Genomic DNA, 16021 nt, shown 5'->3' with positions numbered 1-16021 from the left:
CTTTTTTCTGCTATAATGCGGAAGGAACCGCGGAACCGCCCGGCGCCCGTTGATGGGCTCCGTGCTTCCGGAAGATCACAACGCAGGGAGGGATACCATGTCCCATACCATTTTTCTTGTGGAGGACGACCCCGCGCTGCGGGGGGAGCTGGCCGCGCTGCTGGAGCGGTACGGCTATGTCTGCGCCTCCACCGACGATTACGAGGATGTGGCCGGACAGATCTTGTACAGCGGGGCCCACCTGGCCCTGCTGGATCTGAATCTGCCCCGGTATGACGGCTATCACGTCTGCCGGGAGCTGCGGCGGCAGTCCCAGCTGCCCATCCTTGTGGTCACCAGCCGTTCCACCGAGCTGGACGAACTGATGAGCATGAACCTGGGAGCCGACGATTTTCTGACCAAGCCCTATCACACACAGATCCTTCTGGCCCGCATCGGCCGGCTGCTGCAGCGGGCCTATCCCGCCCAGGGCGGAGCGGTGCTGTCGGAACGGGGCCTGACCCTGGACCTGAGCCGGAGCACGGTCCTGCTGGACGGGCGGGAGGCCGAGCTGACCCGCAACGAGGCGCGCATTCTCCAGCTTATGCTGAAAAACCCGGAGCGCATCGTCTCCCGTGAGGAGCTGATGCACGCGCTTTGGCAGTCGGACGCCTTTGTGGACGACAACACCCTCACCGTCAATGTCGCACGCCTGCGGCGAAAGCTGGAGGGCCTGGGAGCGGAGGGGTTTCTTACCGCCCGCCGGGGACAGGGGTATCAGCTGTGACGGCGGGCTGGTTCTGGCGGGACAAGGCGCCTTATCTGGCGGGACTGGGCTTTTCCGTGCTGCTCTCGGCGGTGCTGCTTTGGGTCTTGTCGGTCCATCCGGGGGCCATCGCCCTGCTGTGTCTGGTCTTTCTGCTGGGCGGACTGCTGCCCCTGACCGCGGAATACATCCGCAAAAAGACATTCTACGACGAAGCCATGGGCATGCTGGACGCGCTGGAGCGCAAGTACCTGTTCTCCGAGCTGCTGGAACAGCCCTCTTTCCCGGAGGGGGTCTTGTTCTGCCGGGCCATGGAGGAGACCAACAAGGCCATGAACGACGCCCTGGCCGCCGCCAGGAGGGACATGGCGGACTACCGGGAATACATCGAAACCTGGGTCCATGAGGTCAAAACGCCCATCGCCTCGGCCCGGCTGACCCTGGAGAACCTGCCGGGTCCACCGCTTCAGGGGCTGGAGGAGGCCCTGTTTCAAATCGAGGGTTATGTGGAGCAGGCGCTGTTCTACGCCCGGAGCGGCGCGGTGGAGCGGGATTATGTGGTGCGCCCCATGGCCCTGCGCCAAGCGGCCTCCGACGCGGTGAAGAAGTACGCCCGGCCGCTCATCGCCGCGGGGTTCTCCGTGGAGCTGGAGGGATTGGACGCCGTGGCCTACGCCGACGGAAAGTGGGTGGAATTTATCCTGGGCCAGCTCATTTCCAACGCCATCAAATATCGGGGCGAGCACCCCCGGCTCGTCTTTACGCAGAGCCGGGCGGAGCAGTCAGTGGCGCTGAACGTGGCGGACAACGGGGTGGGGATTCCGCAGGCCGATCTGCCCAGGGTATGTGAAAAGGGCTTTACCGGGGAAAATGGCCGGAAGCTGTCCAAACGCTCCACGGGACTGGGCCTTTACCTGTGCAGAACGCTGTGCGGGCGGCTGGGGCTGGGCTTCTCCATCGCCTCGCAGGCGGGGGAGGGGACCCGGGTGTCCATCATCTTTCCCAAGGGACGTTTTTATCTGCTGGGAGAACGAGAGGAGTTAAAACAATGACCGTACCGGAACTGATCGCATCCATTCGTCCCGCCGACGGGGCCGCCCGGGCGGCGGCCCGCCGCCGGTGGGATTCCATCGCCAAGCCCCTGGGCAGCCTGGGTCTGCTGGAGGAGGCGGTGGAGCGCCTCGCCGGGGCCTCCGGAAGTCCGGACGTGGAGACCGCCCCGCGGGCTGTGGTGGTCATGTGCGCCGACAACGGCGTGGTGGAGGAGGGGGTCACCCAGACCGGGCAGGAGGTCACCGCCATCGTCGCCGAGAACATGTCCACCGGGGATACCAGCGTGTGCGCCATGGCCCGCGCCGCCGGGGCGGACGTGGTGCCGGTGGACATCGGCGTGGCCCGGCCGGTCAAGGGGGAGCGCATCCTGCAGCGGTGCGTCCGCCGGGGTACCGCCAATATGACCCGGGGCCCCGCCATGACGCGGGCGGAGGCCGAGCGGGCCATTCTGACCGGGGCGGCGGTGGCGCGGGAGCTGAAGGAGCAGGGCTGCCGCCTGCTGGCCACCGGAGAGATGGGGATCGGCAACACCACGACCTCCAGCGCCGTGGCCTGCGTGCTGCTGGACCAACCCGCCGTGACCATGACGGGGCGGGGCGCGGGGCTTTCCGACGCGGGGCTGCGGCGGAAGATCGCCGCAATCGAGCGGGCGGTAGCGGTCAACGCCCCCGACCCCGGCGATCCCCTGGACGTGCTGGCCAAGGTGGGGGGACTGGATCTGGCCGGGCTGGCCGGAGTGTTCCTGGGAGGCGCGGCCTGCCGGCTTCCCGTGCTGGTGGACGGCTTCATCTCCTCCGTGGCCGCCCTCATCGCCGCGCGTCTCTGCCCGGCGGCGGTGGATTACATGCTGGGCTCCCACGCCTCGCAGGAGCCGGCCGGGACCCTGGTGCTGGAGGCGCTGGGGCTGCGGCCGTTCCTCTTTGCCGGGATGCGGCTGGGAGAGGGGACCGGCGCGGTGGCGGTGATGCCCCTGCTGGACATGGGCCTTGCCGTGTACCGGGAGATGGCGAGTTTTGACGACGTGAAGATCGAGGCGTATCAGCCCCTGGGGGGGGAAGACGAATGCTGATCCTGGTGTCCGGCGGCGCCTCCAGCGGCAAATCGGCGTTTGCCGAGGCCCTGGTGGGCGCGCGGGGCGAGCCCAAGCTCTATCTGGCCACCATGCAGGTGTGGGACGCCGAGAGCGAGGCCCGGGTGGAGCGGCACCGGGCCATGCGGGCCGGAAAGGGCTTTGAGACGATAGAGCGCCCGGCAGACCTGGCGGGATTTGCACTGCCGGAGGGCTGCGCCGTGCTGCTGGAGGATCTGCCCAACCTGTTTGCCAACGAGTATTTCGGAGCCGCTGGGGCCGCGGGCGCGGCGGAGCGGGTGCTGCGGGGGGTGCTCCGGGCTGCGGAGCGCTCGGCCCTGCTGGCGGTGGTCACCGGCAACGTGTACGCCGGAGGTATGGATTACGCGGCGCAGACCCGGGCCTGGCTGGCGGAGCTGGCGCGTCTGGAGCGGAAGCTGGCCGCCGCGGCGGAGCAAGTCTGGGAGGTCGTATGCGGTATCCCGGTCGGCTGGAAGGGGGAAGCGGTGTGAAAAGCCTGGTCATTGCCTTTGCCATGTATTCCAAGCTGCCCATGCCCCGGGTGGAGTGGGACGAGAAGAGCCTGTCCCGGGCCCTGTGGTGGTTCCCGGCGGTCGGCCTGGCGGCGGGAGGACTGCTGTGGCTGTGGCTGCGCCTGAGTCAGCTGCTGGGACTGAGCACTGTGCTTTGCGCCGCCGGGGCGCTGCTGCTGCCGGTGGCCGTCAGCGGCGGCATCCACCTGGACGGCTTCTGCGATACCTGCGACGCCTTGTCCTCCCACCAGAGCCGGGAGCGGAAGCTGGAGATCCTGAAGGATTCCAACACGGGGGCCTTTGCCATCATCTGCTGCTGCCTGTATCTGATCTGCTTTTTTGCCGTCTGGTGCGAGGCGCTGCCCGCCGGGCGGGAAACGTGGGTGCTCGCGCTGGGCCCGGTGCTGTCCCGGAGCTTGTCGGGCCTCTTTGCCGCCGTGCTGCCCAACGCCCGGGGCAGCGGGCTGCTGGCGGCCTTCACCGCGCCGATGGACGCCGTGAAGGCGCGCTGCGTCCTGGGTCTGTGGACGGCGGCGGCCGGTGGGGCCATGGCGCTGCTCTCCCCCTGGGCGGGAGCGGGCGCGCTGGCGGGGGCGGCGCTGGTCTGCCTGTACTACACCGTCATGTCCCGGCGCCAGTTCGGCGGCATCACCGGGGATCTGGCCGGCTTCTTTCTGCAGCTGTGCGAGCTGGCAGTGGTGCTGGGAGCGGCCGTGGGCATGCGATTGGAGGTGTTTGGATGATCCTCATCATCGGCGGTGCGGGCCAGGGGAAGCTAGAGTATGTGCTGCAGAAGACCGGCCTGGGGCCGGAACAGGTGGCAAGGGACCCGGAGACGGCCCGCAGCCGCCCTGTTTTCGCGGGGGTGGAGCAGTGGCCGGAGCTGGAGGAAAACGAGCTGCTGGCGGCCAACCCGGAGATTATCCTGATCTGCGACGAGGTGGGCAGCGGCGTGGTGCCCGCCGACCCGGAGCAGCGGCTGCGCCGGGAGCAGGTGGGACGGCTGTGCTGCCGCCTGGCGGCGCGGGCCGAACGTGTGGAGCGTATCTTCTGCGGATTGAGCATGGTACTGAAAGGAGAAGGCACATGGAACTGATCTTGATCCGGCATGGCACCACCCAGGGCAACCTGGAGAAGCGGTTCATCGGTACGCTGGACGTGCCCCTGGCCCCCCAGGGAGAAGCGCTGGCCTGGCAGGTGGGGCCGACGCTGCCGGCGGTGGAGCATGTTTACCGCAGTCCCCTGCTGCGCTGCCGGCAGACGGCGCAGCTGCTGTGGCCCGGGGTGGAACAGACGGTGGTGGACGAGCTGCGGGAGACGGACTTCGGCCCCTTTGAGGGGAAAAACCACGAGGAGCTGAAGGACGATCCTCTCTACCAAGCCTGGATCGGTGCGCCGGGGGGCGCTAATTTTGCCGCCCTGCCGGTGGGCGAATCGGCCCAACAGGTGGTGGAGCGGGTCTCCGCCGGCCTGAAGAAGGTGGCCGCGGATGCCGGGCGCCGGGGCTTTGGACGGGTAGGCGTGGTATCCCACGGCGGGGCGCTCATGGGCCTGTTGGCGCAATACGGCCGTCCCGAGCGGGAATACTACGGCTGGATGTGCCCCAACTGCGGCGGGTACCGGGCTCAGCTGGAGCCGGAGACCCTGCTGCTGCATGTAACGCAGGCATTTCCCGGGGACGGCGGCAATTTCTTAAAATAATCGAAACCGTGAAACTTTTCCTTGCCCCCGTTCGTCGGAACCTGTATACTGGACTAGCGTCCGTTTGCGCGCCTGCGCCATTTTCCAGTGCTTCAAACAGACGTCAGGCCGTGTTTCGGGCTGGTCGAAGCAAGGCCGGAACGGTGTTGTCATTTCACAAAAGAAGGGGGCGTCTCCCTTGGCCCGACGCGTCATGAAGAGCGCAGTTTCCCCCGCCCGGCGGGTGGGAAAGATCCTATACCGGGTGGCGGTGGCGCTTTCCGCCGTCATCGTGGTGCTTTACGGCGTATACCGCTATTTGGCCCGGCCGCCGGAGCTTACAGGTCCCGCGCCGGCGGCCGGCATACAGCCCACCGATGATCCGGATACGGAAGTGGACGAGCGCCTGGCCGCCGTTACCCCGGCGCCGGAGCCTGCCATGGCGCGCAAGGAGTATACCTATACCTTTCTGCTGGTGGCCAGCGACCAGGGCAACGGCAACACCGACACCATGATGGTCGCCACGTACGACACGGTGAACCAGACGGTGGGGCTGGTCTCACTGCCGCGGGATACCTTTATCAACGGGGTGCGGGAGTCCAACGGCAAGAACTTCTACAAGCTCAACGCCGCATACGCCTATAATGGGATCGACGGGCTGAAGACGGAGGTCTCCAAGATCCTGGGCTTTCCCATCGACTACTATATCAAGGTCAACATCAGCGGTTTTGTCCGCCTGGTGGACGCGGTGGGCGGCGTGGAATTTTACGTGCCGGTGGATATGAGCTACGACGACCCCACGCAGGACCTGCACATCCACTACAATAAGGGCAGCCAGTGGCTCTCCGGCGCCGACGCGCTGAAGGTGGCCCGCTGCCGGCAGAACTCCTATATCGACGACGCGGGGCAGGTCCACACCTATGACATCTACAACGGCGCGGATGTGGGGCGCACACAGACCCAGCGGGACCTGCTCACCGCCGTGCTGAAAAAGGCCGTCGCCAACCCGCAGAAATTCCCGGAATATATCGATATCCTCCTGAACAACGTGAAGACCGACCTGGATCTGAACGCGCTGACCTATTTCGGCACCAAGGCCCTGGACTTTGACTTTTCGGCCGGACTGACCACAGCGGTGCTGCCTGGGGACGGCACCATCACCTACCGCGGCTGGACCTGGTGCTATCAGCTCTATCCCGACCAGGTGCTGGAGCTGGTCAATACCCACAGCCTCAACCCCTATACCACGGACCTCACGGCGGACATGCTGGAGATCATGCAGAAGGACTGAGCGGCGGGCAAGAGGAGACGACGCGGGAGCCTGGTCTCTTATGCCGGCGGCGGACCTGCGCATCCCGGCGGTCCATGCAAAAGAAGAAGGCCTGGATATCCGCATACCAGAAGCAGCGCTGCCCCGGACAGGGGCAGCGCTGCTTCTGGTATGCGGAGCAGGTAGGGATATCGCCGGGGCCGTCGGCGCGGCGGTGTGCCTATTTTCAGATGCGCTCCGTTTCGGATCACATTGACATCGTAGACCTTGTCCAAGCGGTTTTTCGACGATTGGACGAACTGGGCCTGCAAGCTATCCACGATGCCTTCAGGAAAATTTGCGGTGCCCTCCGTCCCTATGGCGGCGACGGTTTCTTCACTCTGTGACGGAAGCGTGCCGCTCTGGAGAATGGCGTCAATGTCCGCCTTGAGCTGGATTTCGATGTGATCCTCATAGACCCTGATTTGCTCGATAATCAGCTCCAAATCATTGCGTTCCAGCTTGGGCTTTTGAAGGATATCCTCGAATACCTCCATGGCGGTCTTGGCGATGCGGTTCATCTGAATGATGGTGTTGCGTTTGTCCTCCGTCATGGTGATATGGTGATTGAGACCATCCATGCGGCGCAGCAGGTCGCTTTCCAAATCATTGTAGGTTTCTTCCAGGGTCTCCTCATTCTCCGGGTGCTTCATGATATCCCGGATGCGCTGGCGCTTCGCGGCGTTCAGTTCCTCCTGCAAATCGGCGAGGACTTCCGCCGGATGCTCCGCCGAGCGCTCGGTCTCGCCGATGTCCTCCTGCTCGCGGGCAAGGTCGGCGTTGAGGCGTTCCAACATGACTGAGGAGTTTTCCTTTACCTTGCGGACATATTCCTTCACCACCGTATCCAGCTTGTCCACGCGGATGTGATGGCTGGTACAGGCTTTCACCCCCCGCTTGTGGTACCCGCCGCAGCGGTAGGCGTCCCGCAAGTCCTGCCGGCTCATGGCGAACATGGGGCTGCCGCAGTCGCCGCAGGACAGGAAGCCGGAATAGATGTTGTCGTTGATCTTCACACCCCTGTAGCAGGAGGTGGTGCGCTTTTCCCGCAGGGCTTTCGTTGTGGCGAAGGTGCGGTAGTCGATGATGGCTTGATGGTGGTTTTCAAATACCAGATGGTCATTCTCGTCCCGTTTCAGCTCCCTGCCATTGATCTTCTTGCGGGTGTACTTGCCCTGCCGCAGGGTGCCAAACTCCGTGGTGTCCTCGTTCAGTTTTACTGGGATTCACAAAAAGGCTGGCGCAAATCAGTCCAGGCCGTTGCGGTACTGGCGACGATACTCCGCCGGGGACATATGGGCAAACTTGTGAAAGACCGTATAAAACTGGCTGATATTGCTATATCCCACCTCGGAAATGATCTCGCTGACGCTCTTGTTGGTGGCAATAAGCAACTTTTGAGCCTGGGAAAGGCGGAGATAGGTAACGTAAGACTTAAAGGACATCTGGGTGGACTTCTTAAAAAGATGGCGAAAGTAAGAAGGATTCATATCCAACAGGGCTGCCATACGGTCAATGGTGATAGTTTCACTGTAATGGATGTTCAGATACTTGATGGCTTTCTGCACCTTGACGTGCAGCAGAACATCCCCGGTATCCTCCTGTTCACTGTTCTGAGCGTAGTGGCGCGAAAGTTCAAGGAGAATCTGCCGCACCTTGATGTCCAGCTCCATCCGGCGAAAAGGGTCATCTCCCTGGTAGAGCGCCAAAGTCTCATTGAACAAGCTGTACAGCCGTTGCGCTACAGGAAGCTCTGCGTCGATCTTATTGGTAAAGGTGAGAGGATTGTATTTCAGAAAAGAAAGATAGGAAAGGTCAAACTGCCGCCCGTGGGGATGGGCGATAAATTCTGGCAGAAAAATGAGGAAGATGTACTCCGTCTCTTCCCCATCCTCGCCAATGGCTACATGGTTTTCAAAGTTATTGGAGATGAACAGGTCGCCTTTCTTTACGCTGTACACCTTGTTCATATAGACAAATTTGCCCCGTCCATTGACGCACAGGCCAATTTCGTAGTACTGGTGCCAGTGGATGCTATCCCGGTTTCCTGAGACGGTAAAGGGAAAAATGTGCATAGGGAAGCCTGGAAGAAAATCATAACTCCAATTGATCCCGTCCATTCAAGCACCTCCATTGGTTGTGCCATAGTATATCACAAGCTGGGACAAAGAGGAAGTCTCTTGAAAAACAAGCCGTTTTTGTCAGTAATTCCACCATATTTGCAATTGTCATTGACAAAAATGAGGTGTACACTATAAACAGGAAAGGCGAACGGTACAGAAACATTTTTGTGTATTTTACTATTCGCCGATAACCACCACCAATTTGAACAGGAAAGGACGAAAAACAATGAAAAGTATGCTGAAACGTCTTGCAGTCGGCTCTCTGTCACTGGTCATGCTCCTTGGACTGGTGGGATGCGGAGGAGGCTCGGAAGAAACTCCCGCCCCCGATCCCGCCGGGTCCGCCGCAATGGAGGAAGGCCCCAAGACCTATAAGGTGGGCTTCTCCAACGTGTGGGTGGGCAACTCCTGGGGCGTCCAGTGCGTTAATGAGCTGGAATCCTACCTGAAGAGCGATCCCCGCGTGGGCGAGTATTACATCACGGACGCCAATAACGACGTCAACAAGCAGATCTCCGACATTCAGGACCTGATCAGCAAGGACATCGACCTGCTGATGCTCCAGGCCATCTCTCCCGATGCCGTGGTGCCCGTCATTGAAGACGCCAAGTCCAAGGGTATCACCGTGGTCACCTGCGTCTCTCCTGTGAACACGGACCAGTATGATGCCTCCGTGTCCGCCAAGGATCAGGACTTCGGCCGCGTGGGTATGGAGTGGCTGGCCGAAGAGATGGGCGGCAAGGGCAACATCATCATCCTCAACGGCATGGCCGGTCTGTCCTCCGCCGTGGATCGTCGGGCTGGTGTCCAGGAAGTTCTGGACCAGTATCCCGACATCAAGGTCCTGGGTGAGGAATACGCCGACTGGGATTACGCTAAGGGCAAGACTGCGACTGAGAACCTGCTGGCCGCATTCCCCGAGATTGATGGCGTCTGGTCCTGTGGCGGCGACATGACCCGTGGCGCCGTGGAGGCCTTCCTGGCTGCTGATCGTCCCCTGTGCCCCATGACCGGCGAGGATAACAACGGTTTCCTGAAGATCTGGCGCGACAACACTGAAAACGGCTTCACCTCTATCGCCACCTCCATGCCCACTTGGCTGTTCGCCGAGGGTGCCCGCATTGGTCTGGATATCCTGGACGGCAACGCTCCTGCCGAGAAGGACACCGTGGTAGAGATCCCCGTTATCACCCAGGACCAGCTGAACGATTACGTCCGCGATGACCTGTCCGACAGCTTCTGGGCCAACACCCACATGTCCGAAGAGGACCGCGTGGCCCTGTACGGCGATGGCCAGGACGGCACCCAGGGCCTGGGCTGACAACAACGTACTACACAGATTCCAAATGCACTGGGGGAATTTTCCCCCAGTGCATTTTAGACCAAGGTTTCGCCTTCTACAGGGCGGAAGGAGTGAATCAGATTGAGCGAGCATCCCTATCTTGAAATGAGTGGGATCACCAAGCGTTTTGCTGGTGTGACGGCGCTGGATTCCGTGAATTTCAACTGCGAACTGGGCGAGATCCACGCTCTGGTGGGAGAAAACGGCGCGGGAAAGAGTACGCTGATGAACCTCTTGGGCGGTCTTTTGACTCCTACGGAAGGAACGATACGGCTGGATGGAAAACGAGTGGAGTTGCCCGACCCCAACACCTCCTATGACCACGGGATCGGCTTCGTCCATCAGGAATCCAACCTGCTGACCAACCTGACGGTGGCGGAAAACATGTTCCTCTCCCATGAGATCCTCCGCAAGGGCGTTCTGGACCGGGCGACCATGCGGCAGAAGGTGATGGAAGTGAACGAGCGTCTGGGGTACAAACTGGACCCCGACGCCCAGGTTGGTAGCCTGAAGCTGGCAGATCAACAGCTCACTGAGATTGCCCGTGCGGTACTGAGTGAGCCGAAACTTCTCATTATGGACGAGCCTACCGCCGCGCTCAGCGAAGAAGAGGTCGAGCGACTGTTCGCCATTCTGCTGAAGCTGAGAGATCAAGGCGTAGGTATCATTTACATCTCTCACCGGTTGGAAGAAGTGGTCCATCTGGCGGACCGGGTGACCGTATTCAAGGACGGCAAGAACGCCGGTGAGCTGGAACGTGGGGATATCTCCAAGGACCGGATGATCACCATGATGGTGGGCCGGACCCTCAGCGACATCTATCCCGACCGCTCCGCTGTCACGCCTGGAGAGGTCCTGCTGGACGTAAAGGGCCTGCGGGTCCCCGGGGCTGCGGAAGATATCAGTTTTACCGTCCGTGCGGGAGAGATCGTGGGCCTGGGCGGCCTGGAAGGCCAAGGCCAGCGGGAAACCGTACGGGCCATCTTTGGAGACCTGCGCTACACCGCTGGGGAGATCACTGTCCGCGGTCAGAGCATAGCCCCCAAGCAGACCATTGGCGGACGCATCCGCAGCGGGCTGGGCTATGTGACCCACGACCGGCGAGGTGAGGGGCTCATCCTCCATGAGTCTATCCGGGAGAATACCTCCCTGGCCGCTCTGGAACGGGTCATATCCAAATTCCACCTGATCAAGGGGGACGAGGAGCAGCGTCAGGCTCAGGCCCAGGCAGGACGTCTAAAGATCAAGACCCCTTCTCTGGAGCAAAAAGTGGGAAACCTGTCCGGCGGCAACCAACAGAAAGTGATGTTGGCCCGCTGGCTGATGGCTGGTCCCAAGGTACTGATCGTGGACGAGCCCACACGGGGCATCGACGTGGGAGCACGGATGTCGGTCTATGAGATCATCCACGAACTGACCCAGGAGGGCATGGGAATCGTCATTCTAACCAGCGATATGCTGGAACTTATTGGCCTGAGCGACCGCATCCTCATGTTCTATGAGGGACATCTCACTGCCGAAGTACCCCGGGCAGAGGCCACGGAAGAGCGGTTGATGCAGGCGGCCAGCGGCGGAAAAAAGGAGGGGAGCGCAACGTGAAACTCAAACATACCGTTCGACCGCAAATGAAGAGCCTGTTCGTCATTTACGGGCTTTTACTGGCAGTCTTTCTCATCATGGTCGTGATCTCCCCCACCTATCGCTCAGCGGAAAACATCGGCAACATCATCGTCCAGTGTGTTCCTCTGGCCGTAGTCAGCCTGGGACAAACGGTAGTCATGATCGGCGGCGGCATCGATATGTCGGTAGGCTCGCTCATTAGCTTGTCCACCTGCATTGCCGCCGTGGTGATGAAGCCCGGGACGGGCCTCAGCCTGGCGCTGGGTATACTGGCGGTCTTTCTGGTCGCCGGGATTGTCGGACTGTGTAATGGCATAGGTGCAAACTACGCCAAGGTACCGCCCCTCATCACTACCCTAAGCATGATGATTCTGCTCTCCGGTGTGGCCCAGGGCGTACTACCTGTGGCCGGCGGAAAGGTCAATGCCGGCTTTGCAAAAGTGATGATGGCTCGGGCCGGTATCTTCTCCATGTCTATCCTCATCCTGCTTATTGTCTATCTCATCATCCGCCGCTTTATGTACCGCACGCCCACCGGCGTGTCGGTCTACGCCGTCGGTAACAACGCCGACATCGCCGCCTCTATGGGTGTGCGGACTAAACGGGTAAGCGTGCTGACCTATGTCATTGCCGCTCTGTGTGCGGCGGTCACCGGCCTGCTGTTGGCCAGCCGGATACGGATCGGCGATCCCCTGGTGGGCACCACCTTCGGTCTGGACTCCATCACTGCCGCCGCCATTGGCGGCACAGCCCTCACCGGCGGCGTGGGCATGGTGGCGGGCAGCATCGCCGGAGCTTTTCTTATCGGAATGCTCTCCAATATGATGAACATTCTGGGTATCAATCATTTTTATCAATACGTACTAAAGGGACTTCTGCTGGTGGTCGCCATGATCATCTACTCCCTCTCGTCCATGGTGGAGGTGAAGAAGCATGACAGAGCGTAAACTGGCGCCCCGCAACCTCTCGCAAAGTGCCAAGCAGATGGTGATCCTGCTGGGAGTCATCCTGTTGCTCTTCGCGATCCAGGGGATCATGCGTCCCGGCTCCGTAACGGTGGGCCAAGCCATGAATATCTCCCGTCAGGCCAGCGCCCTGGGCGTGGTAGCCTTGGGACAGGCGCTGGTCATCCTGGGCGGCGGCATCGACCTTTCCGTAGGCAGCATGGTGACCCTGACCAACGTATTCGCCGTCTCCATCATGCAGGGCAAGGATGAAAACATCCTGCCCGCCGTAGCCGTGTGCCTGCTGCTGGGCCTGCTCTGCGGTGTGGTCAACGGGATCGGCGTACTCAAGTTGAACATCGCCCCCTTCGTGATGACCCTGTGCACCATGTCCATTCTCCAAGGTGTCTATCTGGTCTATACTGGGGGCTCACCCAGCGGCAATGTCTCCCCCTGGCTGAAACAGATCGGCAACGGCTTCCTGGTGGGGCCCATCCCTTATTCCACTGTGATCTGGCTGACCCTGGCCCTTCTGGTGTGGGTGGTGTTGAAGTTCACGCCCTACGGCCGCAAGCTCTACGCTGTAGGAAGCAACCCCAAGGCCGCCCGCTTGTGCGGTATCCGGGTGGAGCGGATCAAGTTTTCTACCTATATATTGTCCTCCCTGCTGGCGGTAGTGGCCGGCCTGCTGGCCTCTGGCTACATCGGGACCACTTCCCTGTCCCTGGGCAATGATTATATCAACAACTCCCTGGCTGCGGTCCTCATTGGCGGCAATGCCATTGAGGGCGGCAAAGGCGGTGTGTGGGGCTGTGTGCTGGGTGCGTTTTTCATGATGCTCCTCTTCGCCCTGCTCACCATGCTCTCCATCGGTCAAGTGGGTAAACTCATCGTCCAGGGCCTCATCATCTTCGGCGTGGTGGCTGGTCAGGGCGTATTTAAGAAGGAACGGTAAGATAACCTTCCCATAGGGGAAGTATGGAGGTCAAAGATGAAACTGGGCGTCAATCAATTTTGCTGGCCCATGTCCTGGAGTGTGGGGGAAGTCCTTCGCTCGGCAGCCAAGTTGGGCTATGAGCGCATGGAGATCTGTTTCACCGCCGCGGACGGCGCTGCCCCGGGCGGCGGTGTCACCGATGCGCTGGACATCAGCGGATACCACAATCCTCTTTTGAATATGCACTCCACCGAAGCGGAGATCCGCACTCTGGGCCATATGGCGGAGGACTGCGGGATCTCCATTGGCAGTGTGGGCGGCATCGTTAGCTTTTCCATCTATCCTCTGACGGCAGAGGATGAAGTGACCGCCGAAAAGAGTGAGTACGCTTTGAAAAAGATGCTGGATGGAGCCCGTATCCTCGGCGCCTCCACCATCCTGGTCATTCCCGGGATGCTCACCGAAGAGATGGACTACCCGGCGGCCTATGACCGGGTGCAGGAGCGCCTGGCCCGGTTGGCCGACTACGCACCGGACATTGATCTGGCAATCGAGAACGTATGGAATAATTTCCTGTACAGTCCTCTGGAGTTGAATCGGCTGGTGGATGAGACCGGGCGAAGCAACTTGGGCATCTACTTCGATGTTGCCAACGCCAAACGCTTCGGCTATCCCCAGCAGTGGATCCGCACCATGGGCAAGCGCATCAAGCAGGTCCATCTGAAGGATTATCGGATGTCTGTGGACAATATCAACGGCTTTACCAATCTGCTGGACGGAGATGTAAACTACCCTGAGGTGGTTCGTGCCCTGGCTGAGACCGGATTTGATGGAACTGCCGTGGTAGAGCTGACACCTCCCGCCCACTATCTGGTGGAACAGACCCTGCGATATGCAAAGGATACTGCACGGAGCCTGTTTTCCGCTTACTATTCATAAAAATCACCGCTTACGGCGGCAATGAAAGGATGGTTTTCAATGGATAAGATCTATGGCGTGATGATCGTGGGGACTGGCTGGGTCTCTGGCGAGCATATTCGGGCGTTCTCCATGAACCCCTATTCCAAGGTGGTGGCGCTGGTGTCCCGGAGCGAGGAGAAGGGGCGGACCAAGGCCTTGGAGTGCGGTGTTCCCGATGCCCGGGTGTACACTACCATTGACGAGGGACTAAAGGACCCTGATGTGGACATCGTGTGTATCTGCACGCCCAACCACCTCCACGCGGAGCAGACGATCAAAGCCGCAAAGGCGGGCAAGCACATCCTCATTGAGAAACCCATCGCCCTGAACTGGGACGACGCCAAGGCCATGAAGGCCGCAGTAGATGAAGCCGGGGTCAAGACCCTGGTAGGCTATGTTCTTCACTGGAATCCTCTGTTCCTGACGGCCAAAAAACTCCAGCAACAGTATCTGGGCAATCTGTACTACGCCGAGACCGACTATTTCCACCGGGTCACCGAGAGCTACCCCTGCTACTCCTGGACCTGTCAGAAGGGCGTGGGCGGCAGTTCCCTGCTGGCCGGCGGCTGTCACGCCGTAGATGCCATGCGCCAGTTTATGAAGAGCGAGGTGGTGGAGGTCACCGCCTACACCAGCGGATGTCGGAAAGACTTGGAGTTCGACGGTACTCTGGTGATGATCCTGAAGTTCGCCAACGGTGCTATGGCCAAGATCGGCAGCAGTTACGACACCATCTCCCCTTACATCTTCAACCTGCATCTGTACGGAGATAAGGGTACCCTGCTGAACAACAAGCTCTACTCTCCTGAGGAGATTCCCGGTCAGTTGGACTACATGGAGATCCCTGTGACCACGCCGGACAGCGGCGATGTGACCCACCACCCCTTCCCCCAGGAGATCGACCACTTCATCGACTGCATCCGCAACGACAAGGAGACTGAGGTCAGCCTGGCGGACGCCATGAAGACCCAGGCCATCGTGTTTGCAGCCGACAAGTCTGCCGCAGAGGGCCACCCCGTAAAGCTTCCGCTGGACTAAATTTTTCAGGCAAGACAGTAGACCGCCCCGCGACAGAAAATAGTGTCGTGGGGCGGTTTTTCGTTATTATGTATCTCTCCACCCCTTCCGTTTTGCCAAGTCCGGCATTCCAAAGCAGAACGGTTCCCACGGTGCCAAAGTGTAGCCCGAACGGTCGCGGTCCTCGAAAAAGGTCAGGGTAGAGCCGGGAAATTTTTGTTCTACAAAGTCCCGGATGATGGCCTTCTGGTTCTCAACGGAGACATTGTCCCTATCCATTTCGTCATCCAGGGAAATGCGGCAATATCCCGCGATGCGGAGATTATTCTCCATCCCCGCGGCCTGCCTTCAGATACTTTGACATGGCCCGGTCGAAGTCCGAGATGTACTCCGCGTCCTGAGGCTTTCGGAACTGCTCACAGACCTCAGAGACGCACCGCGCTGCCGCCTCGCGCGAGACCTTGCCCTTGCCGGGCAGCACGTCGCAGCGGCTGAACTCGAGGAGCCGGTCCGTCTGACCGAGCCAGCCGGCCATGCTCATTGGCTGTCCGTCCTCCGCCATGAGCCGCGCGTAGTCGATAAACATGGTAACGAGCCGGTCTAGAGGCCTCCGGCGCCGGACTTGTAGACGGCGACCTGGCACTTCTTCGGCTTATGCTCCCGGCACAGCCCGTCTATCCGCGCGCGGA

18 protein-coding genes are annotated in these 16021 nt (G+C 60.8%); 14 read left to right on the top strand and 4 right to left on the bottom strand.

Annotated features, from left to right (window positions below; translation table 11 throughout):
* Positions 1–97 precede the first annotated feature (97 nt).
* The 8 genes from H8S57_RS04300 (at position 98) to H8S57_RS04265 (ending at position 6371) form a co-directional block, all read left to right on the top strand.
* Complete coding sequence (locus tag H8S57_RS04300) at positions 98–766, top strand: response regulator transcription factor (protein ID WP_186906846.1); 669 nt, start codon at positions 98–100, stop codon at positions 764–766.
* Complete coding sequence (locus tag H8S57_RS17995) at positions 763–1797, top strand: sensor histidine kinase (protein WP_186906845.1); 1035 nt, start codon at positions 763–765, stop codon at positions 1795–1797. Before H8S57_RS04300 ends, H8S57_RS17995 begins: the two co-directional genes overlap by 4 nt.
* Complete coding sequence (gene cobT, locus H8S57_RS04290) at positions 1794–2867, top strand: nicotinate-nucleotide--dimethylbenzimidazole phosphoribosyltransferase (protein WP_186906844.1); 1074 nt, start codon at positions 1794–1796, stop codon at positions 2865–2867. Before H8S57_RS17995 ends, cobT begins: the two co-directional genes overlap by 4 nt.
* On the top strand, positions 2861–3379 hold the full coding sequence (locus tag H8S57_RS04285) for a bifunctional adenosylcobinamide kinase/adenosylcobinamide-phosphate guanylyltransferase (protein ID WP_186906843.1): 519 nt from the start codon (positions 2861–2863) through the stop codon (positions 3377–3379). The genes cobT and H8S57_RS04285 overlap by 7 nt, the downstream gene beginning before the upstream one ends.
* The gene (locus tag H8S57_RS04280; RefSeq protein ID WP_186906842.1) at positions 3376–4143 is read left to right on the top strand and encodes an adenosylcobinamide-GDP ribazoletransferase; all 768 of its coding nucleotides are present in this window, start codon (positions 3376–3378) and stop codon (positions 4141–4143) included. Before H8S57_RS04285 ends, H8S57_RS04280 begins: the two co-directional genes overlap by 4 nt.
* A complete protein-coding gene (locus tag H8S57_RS04275) occupies positions 4140–4496 on the top strand; it encodes a bifunctional adenosylcobinamide kinase/adenosylcobinamide-phosphate guanylyltransferase (RefSeq protein ID WP_186906841.1) in 357 nt (118 codons plus the stop codon). Before H8S57_RS04280 ends, H8S57_RS04275 begins: the two co-directional genes overlap by 4 nt.
* Positions 4487–5101 (top strand): histidine phosphatase family protein, encoded by a 615-nt coding sequence (locus H8S57_RS04270; protein ID WP_186906840.1) that lies wholly within the window; start codon positions 4487–4489, stop codon positions 5099–5101. The genes H8S57_RS04275 and H8S57_RS04270 overlap by 10 nt, the downstream gene beginning before the upstream one ends.
* A 178-nt stretch (positions 5102–5279) precedes the next feature.
* Entirely contained in the window at positions 5280–6371 is a 1092-nt protein-coding gene (locus H8S57_RS04265) for an LCP family protein (RefSeq protein WP_243204686.1), read from the top strand.
* Positions 6372–6409: 38 nt separating this feature from the next.
* On the opposite strand, the gene H8S57_RS04260 is transcribed toward H8S57_RS04265, so the two are convergent.
* Both H8S57_RS04260 and H8S57_RS04255 read right to left on the bottom strand, forming a co-directional pair.
* Positions 6410–7405 (bottom strand): recombinase zinc ribbon domain-containing protein, encoded by a 996-nt coding sequence (locus H8S57_RS04260; RefSeq protein WP_256175597.1) that lies wholly within the window; start codon positions 7403–7405, stop codon positions 6410–6412.
* Between the two features lie 231 nt (positions 7406–7636).
* On the bottom strand, positions 7637–8509 hold the full coding sequence (locus H8S57_RS04255) for an AraC family transcriptional regulator (RefSeq protein ID WP_186906839.1): 873 nt from the start codon (positions 8507–8509) through the stop codon (positions 7637–7639).
* Positions 8510–8747: 238 nt separating this feature from the next.
* On the opposite strand from H8S57_RS04255, the gene H8S57_RS04250 reads away from it, so the two are divergent.
* From H8S57_RS04250 to H8S57_RS04225, 6 genes are all read left to right on the top strand, one after another.
* A complete protein-coding gene (locus H8S57_RS04250; protein ID WP_243204685.1) occupies positions 8748–9833 on the top strand; it encodes an ABC transporter substrate-binding protein in 1086 nt (361 codons plus the stop codon).
* 102 nt (positions 9834–9935) lie between these two features.
* Positions 9936–11453 carry a sugar ABC transporter ATP-binding protein gene (locus H8S57_RS04245; protein WP_243204684.1) on the top strand — a complete coding sequence of 506 codons (1518 nt, stop codon included), beginning with the start codon at positions 9936–9938 and terminating at the stop codon, positions 11451–11453.
* Positions 11450–12421 (top strand): ABC transporter permease, encoded by a 972-nt coding sequence (locus tag H8S57_RS04240; RefSeq protein WP_369807596.1) that lies wholly within the window; start codon positions 11450–11452, stop codon positions 12419–12421. Before H8S57_RS04245 ends, H8S57_RS04240 begins: the two co-directional genes overlap by 4 nt.
* Positions 12408–13373, top strand: a complete 966-nt coding sequence (locus tag H8S57_RS04235; RefSeq protein WP_186906837.1) for an ABC transporter permease — start codon at positions 12408–12410, stop codon at positions 13371–13373. The genes H8S57_RS04240 and H8S57_RS04235 overlap by 14 nt, the downstream gene beginning before the upstream one ends.
* Before the next feature lie 36 nt (positions 13374–13409).
* Positions 13410–14294: a sugar phosphate isomerase/epimerase family protein gene (locus tag H8S57_RS04230; protein WP_186906836.1), complete on the top strand. Its 885-nt coding sequence runs from the start codon at positions 13410–13412 to the stop codon at positions 14292–14294.
* Positions 14295–14333: 39 nt separating this feature from the next.
* A complete protein-coding gene (locus tag H8S57_RS04225; protein ID WP_243204683.1) occupies positions 14334–15353 on the top strand; it encodes a Gfo/Idh/MocA family protein in 1020 nt (339 codons plus the stop codon).
* 66 nt (positions 15354–15419) lie between these two features.
* Here the strand turns inward: H8S57_RS04225 and H8S57_RS04220 are convergent, their stop codons facing one another.
* Both H8S57_RS04220 and rhuM read right to left on the bottom strand, forming a co-directional pair.
* Complete coding sequence (locus H8S57_RS04220) at positions 15420–15611, bottom strand: hypothetical protein (RefSeq protein WP_186906834.1); 192 nt, start codon at positions 15609–15611, stop codon at positions 15420–15422.
* A 43-nt stretch (positions 15612–15654) separates the two neighbouring features.
* Positions 15655–15975: a RhuM family protein gene (rhuM, locus tag H8S57_RS04215; protein ID WP_369807595.1), complete on the bottom strand. Its 321-nt coding sequence runs from the start codon at positions 15973–15975 to the stop codon at positions 15655–15657.
* Positions 15976–16021: the final 46 nt, after the last annotated feature.

The organism is Lawsonibacter hominis, assembly GCF_014287895.1.
Classification (GTDB): domain Bacteria; phylum Bacillota; class Clostridia; order Oscillospirales; family Oscillospiraceae; genus Lawsonibacter_A; species Lawsonibacter_A hominis.
Note: the sequence above shows the minus strand (reverse complement) of the source record. Positions and strands in the feature narration are given on the sequence as shown.

Bases quoted from the DNA above. Each gene is read 5' to 3' on its own strand.
- H8S57_RS04300 (WP_186906846.1), top strand. From the start codon at position 98: ATGTCCCATACCATTTTTCTTGTGGAGGACGACCCCGCGCTGCGGGGG.
- cobT (WP_186906844.1), top strand. From the start codon at position 1,794: ATGACCGTACCGGAACTGATCGCATCCATTCGTCCCGCCGACGGGGCC.
- H8S57_RS04285 (WP_186906843.1), top strand. From the start codon at position 2,861: ATGCTGATCCTGGTGTCCGGCGGCGCCTCCAGCGGCAAATCGGCGTTT.
- H8S57_RS04275 (WP_186906841.1), top strand. From the start codon at position 4,140: ATGATCCTCATCATCGGCGGTGCGGGCCAGGGGAAGCTAGAGTATGTG.
- H8S57_RS04270 (WP_186906840.1), top strand. From the start codon at position 4,487: ATGGAACTGATCTTGATCCGGCATGGCACCACCCAGGGCAACCTGGAG.
- H8S57_RS04255 (WP_186906839.1), bottom strand. From the start codon at position 8,509: ATGGACGGGATCAATTGGAGTTATGATTTTCTTCCAGGCTTCCCTATG.
- H8S57_RS04250 (WP_243204685.1), top strand. From the start codon at position 8,748: ATGCTGAAACGTCTTGCAGTCGGCTCTCTGTCACTGGTCATGCTCCTT.
- H8S57_RS04235 (WP_186906837.1), top strand. From the start codon at position 12,408: ATGACAGAGCGTAAACTGGCGCCCCGCAACCTCTCGCAAAGTGCCAAG.
- H8S57_RS04230 (WP_186906836.1), top strand. From the start codon at position 13,410: ATGAAACTGGGCGTCAATCAATTTTGCTGGCCCATGTCCTGGAGTGTG.
- H8S57_RS04225 (WP_243204683.1), top strand. From the start codon at position 14,334: ATGGATAAGATCTATGGCGTGATGATCGTGGGGACTGGCTGGGTCTCT.
- H8S57_RS04220 (WP_186906834.1), bottom strand. From the start codon at position 15,611: ATGGATAGGGACAATGTCTCCGTTGAGAACCAGAAGGCCATCATCCGG.